The organism is Nonomuraea sp. NPDC049378 (assembly GCF_055586745.1).
Window position 1 is genome coordinate 44558 of record NZ_JBVJHP010000021.1, and the last position, 18645, is coordinate 63202.

Below are 18645 nucleotides of genomic sequence, written 5' to 3' on the forward strand. Positions count from 1 at the left end.
GGTGCATGTCACAGGAGTACGCGCCCGAGGCGGGCCCGCCACCCCGCTCGCTGAGTGACGGCGAGCTGTCCCAGCTGCTGAGCGGTCAGCGATTCGGGGCGCTGGCCACCAACAAGAGCAGCGGCCACCCGCACATGTCCACCGTCCAGTACACGTGGGATCCCCAGCAGCGCGTCGTGCGCATCTCCACCATGGGCGAGCGGCTCAAGGTCAGGCACCTCCACAAGGACCCGCGCGGCGCCCTCTACGTGGCCAGCGACGACTTCGCCTCCTACGCCGTGGCCGAGGGCGAGGCGGAGCTGTCGCCGGTGACCACCGATCCGGGCGACGAGGTGGGACTGGAGCTCCTGGCCATGCAGCAGCACGTCGGCGACCCCACCACCTTCCTGCGCCGGATGGCCGATGACCGGCGGCTGGTGATCAGGCTCAGGGTGTCGCAACTGTACGGGACCGCTCTGGCCACGCCCGCCGGATAGCGCGGCGCCGGTTGTAGGCCACCGACGCGATCACGACCAGGACGAGTGCCAGGTCGACGGCCGCCGACCAGCGCATGGCCGCGACGTGGCGCCCGCCCTCCGCGACGGCGAAGAAGAGCGCGCCGATCACGGCCACGCCGCCCGCGCCCGCGAACTGCTGGGCGGTGCTCAGCGCTCCCGACCCGATGCCGGCCTGGTGGGGCTCGACCTCGACCAGCGCCGCCCCGATGAGCTGCGGCAGCACCAGGCCGTTGCCGGCGCCGACGAGCATGAGCGCGACCAGCACGTACGGCAGCCCCTGACCGGCCGCCACCAGGAGCAGGACCAGCCCGAGCACGACCACCAGTCCGCCCGCGATGACGACGATCAGCCCGCGCCTCCTGACCAGCCGGACCCCGAGCAACGAGGTGAGCGTGAACATCGCGCCCATCGGCGCGAATGCCAGGCCCGCCTCGAACGCCGTGAGCCCCAGCCCGGTCTGGAGCAGCAACGTCAGCGTGAACATGAACGAGGCGAAGTACGCCATGAAGGCGACGATCGACCCGACGCCCGCCAGGTAGGAGTGGACCCTGAGCAGGGCCAGGTCGAGCACCGGCTGCCCGCCGCGCGCTCCGAGCGCCCGCAACCAGCGCCAGGTCAGCGCGAACACCGGGACGCTCGCCACCATGCACGCCCACGTCCAGAGGGGCCAGCCCAGGCTGTTGCCGAGGCCCATGGGCACCAGCAGCAACGCCACCCCGGCCGCCAGCCCGGCCGCGCCCGGCACGTCGAGCCGGGATTGGCGTTGCGTCTCCACCTCCGGGAGCAGCCGCCAGGCCAGCGGCACGACGACCAGTCCGACGGGCAGGTTGATGAGGAAGACCGCCCGCCAGCCGAGCCCGAGCACATCGGCCGTCAGCAACAGGCCGCCCAGCACCTGGCCGGCGATCGAGCCGAGGCCGCCCGTCGCGCCGTACCAGCCGATGGCACGTGCCCGCTCGCCCGGCGGATAGACGGCGGAGATCGTGGCCAGCACCTGCGGCACCATGGCGGCGCCCGCCAGCCCCTGCAGCAGGCGGGCGGCGACGAGCTGGGCCGGGGTCTGCGCGACCCCGGCCAGCACCGACGCCACCGTGAACGCGGCCACTCCCCAGACGAACACGCGCCGGTAGCCGTACCGGTCGCCGAGCCGCCCGCCGGTGATCATTCCGGCGGCGTACGTGAAGGCGTAGCCGGCCACGATCAGCTCCAGGGCCGCGGGGCCGGCGTGCAGGTCACGTTCGAGGGAAGGGGCGGCGACGTTCACCACGAAGAAGTCGAACTGCGCCATGAACCAAGCCGACAGAAGAACGGCCAACGCCCCGCGATAATGCACATTTCAGATTAAAGGGTCATGAACGTCGACGCTGCGGCAGGCCCGCGTGTCGGATGCTCACCACCAGGGCACCGCAGGGCTACTCTGCACTCAACTGCACGTCATGCGATCTTGTGACTGTCGAGTCGTAGGCCTCTCCCCAGCAGAGGAGACCCATGTCCAGACGACTCGCCCTCATCATCGCGACCACCCTCGCCGCCCTGACCGCGCTCACCGGGACCGCGCCCGCAACCACCGGCCGGCCGGTGGCCGACGTCGCCCACCGAAGCGCCTCCGCGTACACCGGCCGGCCGGTCGCCAACGTCGCCCACCGGGGCGCGTCCGCGTACGCCCCCGAGAACACGATCGCCGCCTTCGAGCTCGCGGACGAGCAGCGGGCCGACATGTTCGAGCTGGACGTCCAGGAGACCAAGGACCACCGGCTGGTCCTCATGCACGACACCACCCTGACCCGCACCACCGACGCCGAGGAGGTCTTCCCCGGCCTGTCGCCGTGGAACGTCGGCGACCTCACCTACTCCCAGATCCGCGACCTCGACGCCGGCTCGTGGCTCTCCGGCGAGCACGCGGGCGAGCCGGTGCCCACGCTCGGCGAGGCGCTGCGGGCGATGAGCGGCTCGGGCATGGGCCTCCTCCTCGAGGTCAAGGCCCCCGACCGGTACCCGGGCATCGAGGCCCGCATCGCCGCCGAGCTGCGGCGCAACCCCCGCTGGCTGGCACCGGGTCGGCTGGTCGTGCAGTCGTTCGACTGGGATTCGATGCGGACGTTCCACCGGCTCATGCCCGGCGTGCCGATCGGGCTGCTCGGCACGCCGGCGACCGCGGAACTGCCCTCGCTGGCCACGTTCGCCGACCAGATCAACCCGCCGTACACCACGCTCACGTCCGCGTACGTCCGGCGCGTGCACGGGCTCGGCATGGAGGTCCTCACCTACACGGTCGACGACCCGGACGACATGCGCCGGATGATCTCGTACGGGGTGGACGGCATCATCACCAACAGACCCGACGTCCTGCGCGACCTGACCGACGCCTGACCTCCAGGCGACCCCCTTCCCACCGCCGGCCTCCCGGCCCTACCTTCCGTGCCCGACCGCCTGTCCCTGACCGGTCCCGGAGCTGGTGGCCGTTCCGTGGTCAACCCGGATGGGCCCCGGCCAGGCGGTCGAGGATCTCGGCGAGGATGGGCTCGGTGGTGGCGAAGTTGAGCCGTACGTGGCCTGCGCCGCCGGGGCCGAAGTCCGCGCCTTCGTTCAGCCGTACGCCGGCCTCGCGCTCGAAGACCTCGGCCAGGCCAGGCCTGCCGACGCTCAGCCAGGCCAGGTACGTCGCCTCCGGCACCCGGTAGCCGAACGTCTCCGGCAGGCGGGCCGCGATCGTGTGCCGGTTGCGGTCGAGCAGGGCGAGGGTCCGTTCCAGCCAGGCGTCCCCGTGCCGCCACGCCGCGACCGTGGCCTCGACGCCGAACACGTTCGCGGAGCCGTACACGAAGGGCGGCTGCGCCTCCAGCGCCTTGCGGGCGCCCGGGTGACCGAGGTGGGCGACCGAGCAGCGGATGCCGCCCAGGTTGAACGCCTTCGTCGCGGACGTCAGCGTGACGGTGCGGTCGGGGAGGATCGTGGCGAACGGGATGTGGCGGTACGGCTCGTACACGAGGTCGGCATGGATCTCGTCGGCGAGGACCAGCAGATCGTGGCGCTCGGCGTGCTCGGCCAGCTCGGTCAGCTCCGCGCGGGTGAAGGCCCTGCCGGTCGGATTGTGCGGGTTGACCAGGAGGAGCACCCGGCAGCCCGTCAGGTCGGGCACCTCGAAGCGCCACGAGTCGCCGTCGGGTTCCATCTGGATGGGGCGGAGGGGGCGTTCCATGAGGTCCAGCGTCGACAGGAACGGGTGGTAGGCGGGGGTGTGCAAGGCGACGCCGTCGCCCGGCTCGGTGCAGGTGTGGAGGAACACCTGGAGCGCCTGGTTGAGGTCGTTGAACGAGCGTACGAGCGCGGGGTCGGCCGCCCAGCCGTACCTGACCGCCATGCGCTCGGCGAAGGCCTCGGCCAGCGGCCCCGCGGAGGGATCGGTCAGCCAGGCCGGATAGCCGAGGTCGCCGCCTGCCCGGCGCCGCAGCGCCTCGATCACCTCGGGTGCGGTGGGAAGATCCATGTCGGCGATCCAGGCGGGGATCACGTTCGGCTCGACCGCCGCCCATTTCAAACCGTCGTGTGTGGCTTTGACCCCTTCAGGGGTATATGCGTAATCCACCCACCCATTTTAGGATTCTCGAATGTTGATGAGGTGCTGCCGCCGGTTGTGGCAGGCTGGGCGGCCATGATGCCCCACTCGAAGATCGATGCCATTGTCGAGACCTACCTGTCGATCGCCGACATGGAGGCGCCCGGCTTGGTGGAGGGGCTTTACCTCGAGGGCTCGGCGGCCCTGGGCGACTACCGGCCGAGCACGAGCGACGTGGACTTCATCGCCGTCACGGCCGCCGCCCCGCCCGAAGACGTGCTGGAGCGCATCCACACCCGGCTCGGCGCCCACCCCTTCGACGGTGTGTACCTGACCTGGGACGACCTGCGCCGCGGCCCCGACGGCCTGGGCACCCGTCCGCAGGCGCAGCACGGCAGGCTCAACCGCCGGGGCGCGCTCAACCCGATCACCTGGCACACGCTGGCGCGACACGGGCTGACCTGCCGCGGGCCCAAACCGGACGAGTTCGAGATCTGGAACGATCCTGACGCGCTGGCCGCCTGGACCGACGACAACCTCGACCGCTACTGGCGACGGCTGGTGAGCCGGGCCTCCCGGCTGGCCACGCCCTGGGGCCTGATCTGCCTGGGCGGATACGGCACACTGTGGGTCGTCACGGGCGTCGCACGCCTGCACTACACGCTCGCGACCGGCGACATCACCTCCAAGACGGAGGCCGGGCGGTACGCGTTGGAGGCGTTCCCCGAGCGCTGGCACCGCGTGGTGAACGAGGCGCTGCGCGTACGCGAGGAGGACACCGCGGCACCGACGCTCGGCAGCCTGACCTCGGGGCTGGGTGACCATTTCGGCGCTCCCCGGCAGTCGCTCTACGGCTCTCCGTTCGAGCGCAGGAAGGACGTGCTGGGCTTCGCCGGGCAGGCGATCACGTCCGCGCACGCGTTGTACGCCGCCCGCTGACCGGCATCGCTGCACACGACCCGCAGGCGCCCGTCGCGGCGCTGGCGCCGGTCACGCCCGGGATCGAGAAAGGCCCCGACCGCGTGTCCCCGGAAACGACGCGATCGCGTACGCGTGCGCACGGGCATTCCCGTGAACGTGCGCACCGGGGGTTTCGCCCGCCGGCCGGGGACTGCGGCGGGGGTGGAACGCCCGCGCTGAGGACTCTTCGAGGACAGGCCGGCGAGATGGCGACAAGCCCGACAATGATGGGCCGTGTCGTCCCCCGTGGCATGTGTGCTGGTGGCGCGCGCCGTCATCGCGGCGCGTGCGGTCGGACGCGCGCCTGGTCACTCCGGCTAGAGCCGCCGGAGAACCGCCACGACCTTGCCCAGGACGCTGGCCTCGTCACCGGGAATGGGCTCGTAGTTGGGGTTGTGGGGGACGAGCCAGACATGGCCGTCCTTGCGCTTGAAGGTCTTGACCGTGGCCTCGCCTTCGATCATCGCGGCCACGATGTCGCCGCTCTCCGCCACCGGCTGCTGGCGGACGACCACCCAGTCGCCGTCGGCGATGGCCGCGTCGATCATCGAGTCACCGGTGACCTGGAGGAGGAAGAGGGTGCCCTCACCGACGAGCTGCTTGGGCAGGGCGAAGACGTCTTCGACGCTCTCCTCGGCCAGGATCGGCCCACCGGCGGCGATGCGCCCGACGAGCGGCACGTAGGCGGCCGTGGGGCGGCTCACCGTGGACTCGACGTCGGGGGCGGCGTCAGGATCGACCCACATCACGGGCTCACCGGGCAGCCGCACCTCGAGCGCGCGGGGCCGGTGCGGGTCACGCCTCAGATAGCCCTTGCGCTGCAACGCCGTCAACTGGTGGGACACGCTGGAGGTGCTGGTCAGCTGCACCGCCTCGCCGATCTCGCGCATGGAGGGCGGATAGCCGCGCTGTTGCACCGAGTCGCGGATCACTTCCAGGATCTTGCGCTGCCTGGGGGTCAGGCCCAGGGAATCTCGCCGTCGCACCGCGAGGTCGCTGACCCCGTTCGTGTCATCCCGCTCGGTCATGCTCTTCCTCCTCGCCTGGCGGCCCGCCTCACCGGCGAACCTCCCAGTCCGTGGTCTTGATGTCGCACACAGCGACCGTATCTCTGTTGAAGATCATCTTCAAACAATTGTTCGAGTCTTCCTCGAAAATATCGCGTGCGTGGTGTACAACATCGTACGGGAGTTCGATCGACATCGTGTTCGATTTGCTGATCTTTATTTGGCCTTTTCCTCGGGCCACACGGCAGGAGGTCATCCATGCGAACACCCACAAACATGGACACGACCAGCGAAGACGTCAAACAGCTCACCCTCATCGCCGATGCCACGCAGAGCAAGGATCGACGGGGAGACAATACGCGTACACAGCCCGTCGCCAGCGGTAATTCCGGCAAGAGGTTGGGGTCCCGTTCGAATAGCGAAGGAAGATCCCATTTGCGCCTCGTCCCGCCGCCCCGCACGGGCGGAGCGACCGACGACACCGTCCCGCCGGGCCGGTCCGCCGCCGACGGCGACCCGACCGTCTCCACCCGAAGACGCGCCGCGAACGCGGGCGCGGGAGCGAGCGGCAGGGAGAAGCGGGCCTCAACCGCGGCCTCGCGACGGATGGGGGCCACGAGCCGGTATGGGCCGAGAGGCTTGAGCACGACAGGGGCCGAGCCCGTGACCCGCGCAGGGGCACGGGCCGGCTCCCGGCGGGGAGCCGGTGCCGGAACCCGGGCGACGGCCGGGGCCGAGCCCCCGGCAGGAGCCGGCCCTCTCACCGACGCGGAAACCCGGGCCCAAACGCACCCCAGGGCCGAAACCCGGAGGCTCGGGCCCCGGACCACCCAGACGAGAAGCCGGAGGACCCCTGCCGGGGCAGCCCAGACCGAAACCCGGAAGACCGCGCCTGCGACACCCCGGACAGAAACCCGGGAGGGCGCGCCCGGGACACCCCGGGCCGGGAGCCGGAGGAGCGGGCCCGGGACCACGCGAAACGGCGGCCGGAGAGCCCAGAGCGAGGCGGGAGGGGCCTCGACGAGGGCCGATATCGGGGCGAAGGGCGAGGCCCGGACGCGGAGGGAGACCGGAGCGAGGAGGAAGGCGAGGGCCGGGAAGTTGGTCGCGCGGCTGCGGGGTCGCCGAGCGGCGGAACGGCGGCAGCGGCGGCAGCGGCGGCAGCAGCAGCCGGCCCCCGCCACGTTGCGCCGCCGGACCACCCCGCCGCTACGGCTGACCAGGCGCGGGCGGGTCGTGCTGGTGGTGGCGGCCGCGCTGCTGTCCCTGGGCGGGTTCTGGCTCGGTACGCGCACCGCCGGGCACGCCGCCGTCCACGTCATGGTGCCGGCCCACGCGGGGTTGCCGTGGGTGGAGGTCCGCGAGGGAGACACACTGCGGGCGATCGCCGACGCCCTCTCCCGTGGCGGGGATCCCGCAGTCCTGGTGGAGGAGATCAAGCGGCTGAACGGCCTGCCCGATTCCCTCATCCGCCCCGGCAGCCGTCTCTACCTCCCGAAAGACGAGGCCACCTTACGCTGACCGCTGCCGGCCGGCTCTCCCGCCGCCCTCGTTCGGCCGGCTCACCTGCCGTCCGCGCCCGGTGAGCTCACCACCGTCCCGCCGCGACCCACGGACGGCGGCTGGTCGCCGGGAGCCCGCCGCACGGCGCCGCGGAGGCAAGGGCCCGGGCGGAGGCGACGTGGGCGCGCGAGGAGGGGGCGTGGTGGTGGAAGTGCCCTCCGGTAGCGTTGTGAGGATCGTTCACCGAAGAGGCCGCGCACAACTCCTGTGACACGCTCAACTGGGCGAACGCCCCTCGCGAAGGCACGACACGCCCGGGACAGAAGAGGATGGCGGGCTGATCAGCGACTTCGGTGCGATGGAGTGGCTCAACTTGCGTTCATGGTCGCACGCTTCTACGGTTGGACCACAACATCTAGTAGTTACACCGATGTAGGTTCACCACACCTTGTGGTTATGCCACCGTTCCGTGGTCAGCCATGGAGCGTGCGCGAGCGTCCCCGCGTGCGGGTTCGGATTCGTGGTGAAGCAGGGGCCTTGGAGGCGAAAGAGTGCACTGCCCGTTCTGTCGCCACCCTGACACCAGGGTCATCGACAGCCGTTCGACGGACGACGGTGCGGCCATCAGGCGCCGGCGCACCTGTCCCGAGTGCGGGCGCAGGTTCACCACGCAGGAGACCGTACTGCTCATGGTGAGCAAGCGCAGCGGAGTGACGGAACCGTTCTCGCGGGAGAAGGTCGTCGCAGGCGTGCGGCGCGCCTGCCAGGGCAGACCCGTCAGCGAGGACTCGCTGGCGCAGCTCGGGCAGCGGGTGGAGGAGGCCATCAGGGCCAAGGGCGCGGCGGAGATCCCCTCCAACGAGGTGGGCCTGGCGATCCTCGGCCCGCTGCGGGAGCTCGACGAGGTGGCCTATTTGCGTTTCGCATCGGTGTATCGCGGTTTCGAGAGCCTGGCGGACTTCGAAGCCGAGATCTCACAGTTGAAGGCGGAGAAGGGGGAGTCATGACGGAGACGGCCAGCGGTTCAGTGGCGCGCGGGGGCAAGCGTCCGCGTAAGGGACTGAAGATGAAGCGCATCTTCACCAAGCCCGGTGTGCACCCGTATGACGAGATCCAGTGGGAGCGCCGCGACGTCGTCATGACCAACTGGCGCGACGGCTCGGTCAACTTCGAGCAGCGGGGTGTCGAATTCCCCGCGTTCTGGTCGGTCAACGCGGCCAACATCGTGACCACGAAATACTTCCGCGGCGCGGTGGGCACCCCGCAGCGCGAGTGGAGCCTCAAGCAGTTGATCGACCGGGTCGTCGGCGTCTACACGAGGACGGGCATCGAGCACGGCTACTTCGCCGGTGACGAGGACGCCGAGATCTTCGACCACGAGCTGAAGCACGCGCTCGCCCACCAGGTGTTCGCGTTCAACTCGCCGGTCTGGTTCAACGTCGGCACCCAGTCGCCGCAGCAAGTGTCGGCGTGTTTCATCCTCTCCGTGGACGACCAGATGGAGTCGATCCTGGAGTGGTACAAAGAAGAGGGCGTGATCTTCAAGGGCGGTTCGGGCTCCGGGGTCAACCTGTCCCGCATCCGTTCCTCCAAGGAGCTGCTCTCCAGCGGCGGCACGGCCAGCGGCCCGGTGTCGTTCATGCGCGGCGCCGACGCGTCCGCGGGGACGATCAAGTCCGGCGGCGCGACCCGCAGGGCCGCCAAGATGGTGGTGCTCGACGTCGACCACCCCGACATCGAGGAGTTCATCGAGACCAAGGCGCGCGAGGAGGACAAAGTCCGCGCGCTGCGCGACGCCGGGTTCGACATGGACCTGGGCGGCAAGGACATCGTCTCCGTGCAGTACCAGAACGCCAACAACTCGGTGCGCGTCTCCGACGAGTTCATGCGGGCGGTGGAGAAGGGCGGCGACTTCGGCCTGCGCGCCCGCCTGACCGGTGAGGTCATCGAGAAGGTCGACGCCAGAGACCTCTTCCGCAAGATGGCCAAGGCCGCCTGGGAGTGCGCCGACCCCGGCCTGCAGTACGACGACACGATCAACGACTGGCACACCACCCCGGAAACCGGACGTATCACGGCAAGTAATCCCTGCTCGGAATACGTGCATCTGGACAACTCGTCCTGCAATCTGGCCAGCATCAACCTGCTGAAGTTCCTGAAGGACGACAACTCCTTCAACGTCGCCGACTTCGTCAAGCTGACCGAGCTGATCATCACCGCGATGGACATCTCGATCTCGTTCGCCGACTTCCCGACCGAGAAGATCGGCGAGACCACCCGCGCCTACCGGCAGCTCGGCATCGGCTACGCCAACCTGGGCGCGCTGCTGATGGCCACCGGGCACGCCTACGACTCCGACGGCGGCCGGGCGGTGGCCGGGGCGATCACGTCGCTGATGACCGGCGTGTCCTACCGGCGCAGCGCCGAACTGGCGGGCGTGGTGGGGCCGTACGACGGATATGCCAGGAACGCCGAGCCGCACAAGCGGGTCATGCGCAAGCACGCGGCGGCCAACGACGACCTGCGCACGGCGGGCTCCATGGACGCGAAGATCCACTCCGAGGCTTCGCGCCAGTGGTCGGAGTGCCTCAAGCTGGGCGAGAAGCACGGCTACCGCAACGCCCAGGCCAGCCTGCTCGCCCCCACCGGCACCATCGGCCTCATGATGGACTGCGACACGACGGGCATCGAGCCGGACCTGGCGCTGGTCAAGTTCAAGAAGCTGGTCGGCGGCGGTTCCATGCAGATCGTCAACCAGACGATCCCGCGGGCGCTCAAGCAGCTCGGCTACCAGCAGGAGCAGATCGAGGCCATCGTCGAGCACATCGCCGAGCACAGTCACGTCGTCGACGCGCCCGGCCTGCGCCGGGAGCACTACGAGGTGTTCGACTGCGCGATGGGCGAGCGGGCGATCGCGCCCATGGGTCACGTGCGGATGATGGCGGCCACGCAGCCGTTCCTGTCCGGCGCCATCTCGAAGACGGTCAACCTGCCAGAGTCGGCCACGATCGACGACATCGAGCAGGTCTACGCCGAGGGCTGGCGCCTCGGCCTCAAGGCCCTGGCCGTCTACCGCGACAACTGCAAGGTCGGCCAGCCGCTGTCGGCGGGCAACGGCTCCAAGAAGGAGGAGCCGCAGGCGGAGCCCGAGGTCAAGGTCGTCGAGGTCAACCGGCCGACCCGCCGGCGCATGCCCAACCAGCGGCCGAGCATGACCACCCGGTTCACCGTGGGCGGCGCCAAGGGCTACATGACCGCCTCCTCCTACCCTGACGACGGGCTCGGCGAGGTCTTCCTCAAGATGTCCAAGCAGGGTTCGACGCTGGCGGGCGTCATGGACGCGTTCTCCGTGGCGATCTCCATCGGGCTCCAGTACGGAGTGCCGCTGGAGACGTACATGAGCAAGTTCGTGAACATGCGGTTCGAGCCGGCCGGCATGACGGACGACCCGGACATCCGGATGGCCACGTCGGTGATGGACTACATCTTCCGCCGCCTGGCGCTCGACCACCTGCCCTATGAGGAGCGGGCGGCCCTGGGCATCTTCTCGGCGGCCGAGCGGGCGGCGCAGCAGCGGGGCGAGGACCCCGCGGCGCTCCAGGAGCCGGTCGACCGCGAGGCGCTGGCCCAGTCGGCGCCCATCGAGACCAGGACCCAGCCCGAGGCGGAGCAGCCGGTCGCCGAGCTGACGCTGGAGAGCCACCAGCGCTTCACCGCGGACGCGCCGCTCTGCATGACCTGCGGCACCAAGATGCGCCCGGCCGGCAGCTGCTACGTCTGCGAGGGCTGCGGCTCGACCAGCGGCTGCAGCTGACCCGCGTCGGCCGGCGCGCACCGGTGGGGAGGAGCCGTACGGCCCCTCCCCACCGGTGTGCGCGGTCAGCGGGCGGGCGGCAGGCTGGGGGGCGTGGCGGGCGGGTTCTCCTCCAGGGCGGCCATGGCCAGCTCGATGGCCTTGTCGAGCTGCGGGTCACGCCCCGCGACCCGGTCCTGCGGCGTGATCACCACTTCGACGTCGGGGTCGACCCCGTAGTTCTCCACCCCCCACCCGGGGCCTTCGATCCAGAACGCGTAGCGCGGCTGCGTCACGCGGGTCCCGTCGACGAGCGTGTAGCGTGAGTCGATCCCGATCACGCCGCCCCACGTCCGCGTGCCCACGAGCGGCCCGATCCCGCGGTTCTTGACCCCCGCGCTCACGATGTCCCCGTCGGAGCCGGCGAACTCGTCGGTGACGGTCACGATCGGCCCGCGCGGCGAGTCCTCCGGGTAGCGCATCGGCTCGTACCCGCGAACCAGCGACCACGCGGTGACCTTCCTGGACAGCTTCTCCAGCACCAGCTCCGACAGATGCCCGCCGCTGTTCTCGCGGACGTCCACGATGAGCCCGTCACGGGCCATCTCGGTACGCAGGTCGCGGTGGAACTGCGCCCACCCCGAGGCCACCATGTCGGGCACGTGCAGGTAGCCGAGCCGGCCGCCCGAAGCCTGCCTGACGTGGGCGCGGCGGTCCTCCACCCAGTCGTGGTAGCGCAGCTGCGTCTCGTCGGCGATGGGGTTCACCACGACGCGGCGCGGCTCGCCCCCTGAGGCGGGGCGGATGGTCAGCTCGGTGGGCCGGTCGGCAGTGCCGGCCAGCAGGGCGAGCGGCCCGCGTACCGGGTCGACGGGGCGGCCGCCGACGGCGGTGATCGCGTCGCCGGGGCGGACGCCGACGCCCGGGGCGAGCAGCGGCGAGCGGGCGGCGGGGTCGGACGACTCGCCGGGCAGGACGCGGGTGACCCGCCACACGCCGTCGCCGTCCCTGGCCAGGTCGGCGCCGAGCAGTCCCTGGCGGCGGCGGGGGTCGTGGCCGCCGGCGTTGGCCACGGCGTAGGCGTGCGAGGTGCCCAGCTCGCCCTGGGCCTCCCAGAGCAGGTCGATCAGCTCGGAGTGGCAGCCGATGCGGTCGACCAGCGGCTCGTAGCGGTCGAGTACGGCCTGCCAGTCGACGCCGTTCATGTCCTCGCGCCAGAAGTGGTCGCGCATGAGCCGACCGGCCTCGCGGAAGCCCTGCCGCCATTCGGCGACCGGGTCGATCTGGACGGTGACGCGGTCGAGGTCGATGGTGACGACCTCGTCCCCCTCGGAGGCGGAGCGGGTCTGCAGGCCGTCCTTGCCGTTGGTGACGAGCCTGGCGCCGTCGCCGCTGACCTCGAACGAGCGCACCTCCTTGCCCAGCTCGGCCTTGGCGCGCTTCTTGAGGTCGTACCGTTCGAGCACGGTGTCGTTCTCGGACTCGGTGCCGTCGCCCAGGCGGCCGGTGAGGGGGTGGCGCAGCCAGAGGAGGGCGTCCTTGGCGGTGCGCAGGTTGCTGTAGAGCCCCGAGGGCACCGGCACCGGCACCACGCGGGAGGCGATGCCGTCGGGGTCGACCTCGGTGCGCGGCGGCGCGTCGTCCTTCGCCCCGTCGTCCTTGGCGGCCTTGTCGTCCTCGCCGTTGAATCCGCGGCCCTGCAGCGAGGGGTCGAACGGCGACGGGGTGCCGGCCTGCAGCGGCACGAGGTAGGGGCGGCAGCCTTGGGGAAACGACAGGTCGAAGCTGTGGGTGTCGTAGACGGGGTCGAACGTCCGGATCGACAGGAACGCCAGGTGTTTGCCGTCCTTGGTGAAGACGGGGCCGTAGTCGGCGAACCGCATCGGGGTCACGTCGATGACGGAGGTCCCGTCGACGCGTCCGATCTTGATCTGTGACAGCGGCTCGTGGTCCGGATGCACCCAGGCCAGCCAGCTCGAGTCGGGCGAGAACGTCAGGCCGCTGACGTCTCCCTGCGTGGTGCGGTCGAGCTCGCGGAGGTTCCCGGTTTCGAGGTCGGCGACCAGCAGCCGCCCGTCGTGGGTGGCCACCGCCACGTGCTTGCCGTCGGGGGCGGCCTCCAGGTCGAGCACGCGGCCGAGTTGACCGGTGGCCAGCGTCCTGATCTCGCCTCCTGGCGTGCCGACCTCCAGCCCGTCCTCGCCGCTCGCGTCGGACACCCACACGGCCCGCCCGTCCGAGTCCAGGGCCTGCGGGAGGCGTACGCGGACGCCGGGCTGCGCGCGGAGCACGCCGGCGGGGCCGTCGCGGTGGGTCACCCAGTGGGCGGTGCCGCGGATCTCCACGGCGCTGGCCCGCCCGCTCGCGTCGGGCGAGAACGAGCCCGCCCGCAGGGGCGCCGGCCGCCTGGCCCGTCCTGGCCGCGGCCCGCCCAGCCGCACGTCCAGCCGGTACGGCTCGGCGTCCAGGCTCTCCAGCAGCCACAGGTCGCCGGCGTGGCTGTAGATCACCCGCTCGCCGTCACCGGCGGCGTGGCGGGCGTAGAACTCCTCGTGGGAGCTGTGCTTGCGCAGGTCGGAGCCGTCGGGGCGGGCGGAGTAGAGGTTGCCGGCGCCGTCGATGTCGGCCAGGAACACGATCCTGTCGCCCACCCAGCCGGCCGACCAGTACTGTGCCGCGCTGTCGGCGAACAGCCTGGTGAACGCTCCGTCGCCGTCGGCGTCGACCCAGATCTTGCCGGCGGTGCCGCCTCGGTACCGCTTCCACTGCGAGGGCTCTCGCCACATCGGCGACACGGTCGCCACCTGGACGCCGTTGACCGCGACGTCGCTCAGCCACCCGTACGGCAGGCGTGTGGCCGGTCCCCCGTCGAGCGGCACCGCGTAGGCCCAGTTCCTGCTGGTCTCGCTCTGTCCGGCCGCGCTGACCGCGAGCACGTCGCCCTCGGGGGTCCATCCGCGTACGCCGGTCGCCGTGTTGCCCCAGTGGGTCAGCCGTTCGCCCTCCGGGCCGTCGATCTCGGCCGCGAACACCTCCGGGGCGCCCTCCTTGCCGCTGGTCCACGCGATGCGGCTGCCGTCGGGCGAGAATCTCGGATGCGACACCGATACGCGGTCCGCGGTGAAGCGCCAGGCTCTGCCTCCTGTCAGGGGAGCCAGCCAGACGTCGTCGTCGGCGACGAAGGTCACCATGTCACCGTGCAGGTGCGGGTGTCTGAGGTATGCGCCATTTGTCACAGATGCACACTAATGCGCGAGACCAAGGCCAGCCCAAGAATTCTCTCCCCAGCGAACTGACCCTGTCCTCGGAACGGCCAAGTCCGGGATGCGCCGGACATGCAGGGGAATGGTACGAATTCCGGCTTCTGCATCCTGTGAGGCACCATGAAGATCCTCGCCCGCCCGCACCAGCTCCCGCCCCGGCTGGCCGCCGCGGCCGTCATCCTCAACTCCGGGCTCAGCAAGTCAGGCGCGGGCGAGGACACCGCCGCGAGCCTGCACGGCATGGCCTCGGGCACCTATCCGTTCCTGCACAGGATGAGCCCGCTCACCTTCACCAGGCTGCTCTCCAAGGCGGAGATCACCCTCGGCGTGGCCCTGCTGGTGCCGCTGGTGCCTTCACTCCTGGCGGGGGCCGCGCTGACGGGCTTCGCGGCGGGCCTGCTCGGCCTGTATCTCAAGACGCCCGGCCTGCGGCAGGATGGCAGCCTGCGGCCCTCCGAGCAGGGCGTCGCGATCGCCAAGGACGTCTGGTTGCTGGGCATCGGCCTGGGCCTGGTGGCCGAGGAGATGCGCGACCGCTGCCGTTGACGATCTCCGGTTCCTGGACGCTAATCCCGGCTGACAGGGGTAGCCGGGACGCATGGTACACATCGGCTACACCCTGATGTCCGAACAGACCCCGGCCCGCGAGCTGGTCGACTACGCCGCGGCGGCCGAGCGGATCGGCTTCGACTACGCGGTCATCTCCGACCACTACTTCCCGTGGCTGGAGGAGATGGGGCACTCGCCCTACTGCTGGTCGGTGCTCGGCGCCGCGGCCCAGGTCACCGAGCGGCTCCCGCTCATGACCTACGTGACGTGCCCCATCATGCGCTACCACCCGGCCGTGGTCGCGCAGAAGGCGGCCACGATGGGCGTGCTGAGCGGGGGCCGGTTCACCCTGGGGCTCGGGGCGGGCGAGAACCTCAACGAGCACGTCATCGGCGAGGGCTGGCCGCCGGTCGACACCAGGCACCGCATGTTCGCCGAGGCCGTACAGATCATCAGGGAGCTCTTCAGCGGCGAGTACGTCACCCGCCAGGGCGAGTTCTACGACGTCGACTCCGCCAAGCTCTACGACCTGCCGGAGCGGCCGGTGCCGATCGGCATCGCCGCCTCCGGCGGGCAGTCCGCCGAGCTCGCCGCCGAGTACGGCGACGTGCTCGTGGTCAACGAGCCGCTGCCGGAGGTGGTGCAGCAGTTCCACGCGGCGGGCGGCCACGGCAGGCCCGTCTACGGCCAGCTCGCCCTCTCCTACGACACCGACGTCGAGGCTGCCAAGGAGCGCGCGCACACGTTGTGGCGCTGGGCGGCCACCGGCGGCTGGAAGGTCATGGCCGAGCTGCCCGCGCCGGTGAACTTCGCCGCCGCCGCCGGCACCGTGCGCCCGGAGGACGTGGCCCAGAGCGTGCCCTGCGGCGACGACGTGGACGCGGTCGTGCAGGCCGCGAGGAAGTACGTCGACGCGGGATACACCCACATCGCGCTCGTCCAGATCGGGCACGACCGGCAGCAGCCCTTCTTCGACTGGGCGGAGAAGGAACTGCTGCCGGCCCTGCGCTCCCTCTAAGGGACGATGTTGACCAGCTTGGGCGCCCGGACGATCACCTTGCGGGGCGCGTTCTGCAGGTAGGGGGCGACCTTCTCCGAGGCCAGGGCCAGCGCCCGCAGGTCGTCCTCGCTGATGCCGGGCGGGACCTCCAGGCGGTCGCGGACCTTGCCCGCCACCTGCACCACGCAGGTGACCGACTCCTGCACCAGCAGCTGCGGCTCGGCCACCGGCCAGCCGGCGAAGGTGACGGGACCGGTGCGGCCCAGCCGCTCCCAGCCCTCCTCGGCGGTGTAGGGGGCCACCAGCGACAGCATGACGGCCAGCGTCTCGGCGGCCTCGCGCACCGCCGGGTCGGCCGGGCCGGGGCCGGAGTCGACGGCCTTGCGCGTGGCGGAGGTCAGCTCCATCATGCGCGCCACCGCCACGTTGAAGCGGTAGGACTCGACCAGCCTGGTGACCTCGTCGATCGTGCGGTGCGTGACCTTGCGCAGCTCCACGTCGCCGCCCTCGAACGCGACGCCGGGCTCGCTGGTCACCTCGGACATCACGCGCAGCACGCGGGCCAGGAACTTCTGCGAGGCGGCCGGTGAGAGGTCGGCCCAGTCGATGTCGTCCTCGGGCGGGCCGGCGAAGATCATCGTCAGGCGCACGGCGTCGACGCCGAAGTCGTCGATCTGCTGGCCCAGGTCCACGCCGTTGCCCAGGGACTTCGACATGGCCTTGCCGCCGTTGATCACCTGACCCTGGTTGAGCATGCGGACGAACGGCTCGGTGAAGTCGACCATGCCCATGTCGTGCAGGACCTTGGTGAAGAACCGCGAATACAGCAGGTGCAGCACCGCGTGCTCGATGCCGCCGACGTACTGGTCGATCGGGCCCCACTTGCGCACCTGCTCGGGGTCGAACGGGCCGTCGGTGTAGCCCGGCGAGCAGTAACGCAGGAAATACCACGACGAGTCGACGAAGGTGTCCATCGTGTCGGTGTCGCGCTGGGCGGGACCGGAGCACTTGGGGCACTCGACGTTGACCCACTCCGTCGCGCTGGCCAGCGGGGAGACGCCCTTGGGCGCCAGCGCCTCGCCCCGCATGTCGGGCAGCGTGACCGGCAGTTGCTCGTCGGGGACGGGCACCTCGCCGCAGTCGGGGCAGTGGATGATCGGGATCGGCGTGCCCCAGAACCGCTGCCGGGACAGCAGCCAGTCGCGCAGCCGGTAGTTGACCGCGCCCGTGCCCCTGCCGTCACGCTCCAGGACCTCGATGATCCTGGCGATGGCCTCGGTCTTGCTCAGGCCGTCGAGCGGCCCTGAGTTGACCAGCGTGCCCTCGCCGGGCGTGGCCTCGCCGGTCTCGCCCGGGTCGGCCAGGCCGGTGTGCACGACGACCTTCACCGGCAGCCCGAACTTCACCGCGAAGTCCAGGTCGCGCTGGTCGTGGGCGGGCACGGCCATGATGGCGCCGTGGCCGTAGTCGGACAGCACGTAGTCGGCAGCCCAGACGGGGATGCGCTCGCCGTTGACCGGGTTGATCGCGTAGCGGCCCAGGAAGACGCCCGTCTTCTCCTTGTCGGTGGCCAGCCGCTCGATGTCGCTCAGCTTGGCGACCTCGGCGCGGTAGGCCTCGAAGCGGGCGCGGTGCTCGTCGGTGACGATCTCGTCGGCCAGCGCGGCGTCGGCGGCGACCACGAAGAACGTGGCGCCGAACAGGGTGTCGGGCCGCGTGGTGTAGACGTGGACCGGCTCGTCGCGGCCCTCGATCTCGAACAGCACGTCGGCGCCCTCGGAGCGGCCGATCCAGTTGCGCTGCATGGTCAGCAGCCGCTCGGGCCAGGTGTCCAGCTGGTCCATGTCGTCCAGCAGCCGCTGCGCGTAGTCAGTGATCTTGAAGTACCACTGCGTCAGCTCGCGGCGGATGACGTCGGCGCCGCAGCGCTCGCACTTGCCGGCCACGACCTGCTCGTTGGCCAGCACGGTCTGGTCGTTGGGGCACCAGTTGACCAGGCCGCCCTTGCGGTAGGCCAGGCCGCGCTCGAAGAACCGGTTGAACAGCCACTGGTTCCACCGGTAGTAGTCGGGGTCGCTGGTGTGCAGGCGACGCGACCAGTCAAAGGAGACGGCGTAGCGCCGGAACGAGGTGGCCTGCGTCTCGATGTTGGCGTAGGTCCACTCGGCCGGGTGGGCGTTGCGCCTGATCGCGGCGTTCTCGGCGGGCAGTCCGAAGGAGTCCCAGCCGATCGGGTGCAGGACGTTGTAGCCCTGCTGCATCCAGAAGCGCGCGATGACATCGCCGATGGCGAAGACCTCACCGTGGCCCATGTGCAGGTCGCCCGACGGGTAGGGGAACATGTCGAGCATGTAGCGCCGCTCGCGGGGGTCGGCCGGGTCTTCGCTCGCCCGGTAGGGGTCCTGCTCCTCCCATCGCTGCTGCCACTTGGCCTGCAGCGCCTGCGGATCGTACTCACTCACGGCTACTGTCCTTTGAATTGACTCGGACCCATAAGAAAACCCCCCGTGCACACAA

The 18645-nt window shown here is 70.6% G+C and carries 13 protein-coding genes; 8 read left to right on the top strand and 5 right to left on the bottom strand.

Features of this window, described 5'->3' with window-relative positions:
• The first annotated feature begins 5 nt into the window (after positions 1-5).
• Positions 6-476 carry a TIGR03618 family F420-dependent PPOX class oxidoreductase gene (locus tag ACZ6SA_RS37495; protein WP_347650733.1) on the top strand — a complete coding sequence of 157 codons (471 nt, stop codon included), beginning with the start codon at positions 6-8 and terminating at the stop codon, positions 474-476.
• On the opposite strand, the gene ACZ6SA_RS37500 is transcribed toward ACZ6SA_RS37495, so the two are convergent.
• Positions 427-1785, bottom strand: a complete 1359-nt coding sequence (locus tag ACZ6SA_RS37500; protein ID WP_465833607.1) for an MFS transporter — start codon at positions 1783-1785, stop codon at positions 427-429. The genes ACZ6SA_RS37495 and ACZ6SA_RS37500 overlap by 50 nt on opposite strands.
• Positions 1786-1985: 200 nt before the next feature.
• Between ACZ6SA_RS37500 and ACZ6SA_RS37505 the strand changes: the two genes are divergently transcribed.
• Entirely contained in the window at positions 1986-2867 is an 882-nt protein-coding gene (locus tag ACZ6SA_RS37505; RefSeq protein ID WP_443151006.1) for a glycerophosphodiester phosphodiesterase, read from the top strand.
• Positions 2868-2967: 100 nt separating this feature from the next.
• Here the strand turns inward: ACZ6SA_RS37505 and ACZ6SA_RS37510 are convergent, their stop codons facing one another.
• Positions 2968-4083, bottom strand: a complete 1116-nt coding sequence (locus ACZ6SA_RS37510) for a MalY/PatB family protein (protein ID WP_347650737.1) — start codon at positions 4081-4083, stop codon at positions 2968-2970.
• 66 nt (positions 4084-4149) lie between these two features.
• Between ACZ6SA_RS37510 and ACZ6SA_RS37515 the strand changes: the two genes are divergently transcribed.
• Positions 4150-4992 (top strand): nucleotidyltransferase domain-containing protein, encoded by an 843-nt coding sequence (locus tag ACZ6SA_RS37515; RefSeq protein ID WP_465833610.1) that lies wholly within the window; start codon positions 4150-4152, stop codon positions 4990-4992.
• Positions 4993-5330: 338 nt separating this feature from the next.
• On the opposite strand, the gene lexA is transcribed toward ACZ6SA_RS37515, so the two are convergent.
• On the bottom strand, positions 5331-6041 hold the full coding sequence (gene lexA, locus ACZ6SA_RS37520) for a transcriptional repressor LexA (protein WP_347650739.1): 711 nt from the start codon (positions 6039-6041) through the stop codon (positions 5331-5333).
• Between the two features lie 1080 nt (positions 6042-7121).
• On the opposite strand from lexA, the gene ACZ6SA_RS37525 reads away from it, so the two are divergent.
• From ACZ6SA_RS37525 to ACZ6SA_RS37535, 3 genes are all read left to right on the top strand, one after another.
• A complete protein-coding gene (locus tag ACZ6SA_RS37525; protein WP_465833612.1) occupies positions 7122-7541 on the top strand; it encodes a LysM peptidoglycan-binding domain-containing protein in 420 nt (139 codons plus the stop codon).
• 533 nt (positions 7542-8074) lie between these two features.
• The gene (gene nrdR / locus ACZ6SA_RS37530; RefSeq protein ID WP_347617844.1) at positions 8075-8530 is read left to right on the top strand and encodes a transcriptional regulator NrdR; all 456 of its coding nucleotides are present in this window, start codon (positions 8075-8077) and stop codon (positions 8528-8530) included.
• Entirely contained in the window at positions 8527-11337 is a 2811-nt protein-coding gene (locus ACZ6SA_RS37535; RefSeq protein WP_465833614.1) for a vitamin B12-dependent ribonucleotide reductase, read from the top strand. Before nrdR ends, ACZ6SA_RS37535 begins: the two co-directional genes overlap by 4 nt.
• A gap of 65 nt (positions 11338-11402) precedes the next feature.
• Here the strand turns inward: ACZ6SA_RS37535 and ACZ6SA_RS37540 are convergent, their stop codons facing one another.
• Positions 11403-14552 (bottom strand): S41 family peptidase, encoded by a 3150-nt coding sequence (locus ACZ6SA_RS37540; RefSeq protein ID WP_347650601.1) that lies wholly within the window; start codon positions 14550-14552, stop codon positions 11403-11405.
• A gap of 147 nt (positions 14553-14699) precedes the next feature.
• Here ACZ6SA_RS37540 and ACZ6SA_RS37545 point away from each other — a divergent pair, with 147 nt between their 5' ends.
• Entirely contained in the window at positions 14700-15125 is a 426-nt protein-coding gene (locus tag ACZ6SA_RS37545) for a hypothetical protein (RefSeq protein ID WP_347650600.1), read from the top strand.
• Positions 15126-15177: 52 nt separating this feature from the next.
• Positions 15178-16146, top strand: a complete 969-nt coding sequence (locus ACZ6SA_RS37550; RefSeq protein ID WP_347650599.1) for a TIGR03557 family F420-dependent LLM class oxidoreductase — start codon at positions 15178-15180, stop codon at positions 16144-16146.
• Here ACZ6SA_RS37550 and leuS read toward each other — a convergent pair.
• Positions 16143-18590, bottom strand: a complete 2448-nt coding sequence (gene leuS / locus ACZ6SA_RS37555) for a leucine--tRNA ligase (protein ID WP_347650598.1) — start codon at positions 18588-18590, stop codon at positions 16143-16145. The genes ACZ6SA_RS37550 and leuS overlap by 4 nt on opposite strands.
• Positions 18591-18645 lie beyond the last annotated feature (55 nt).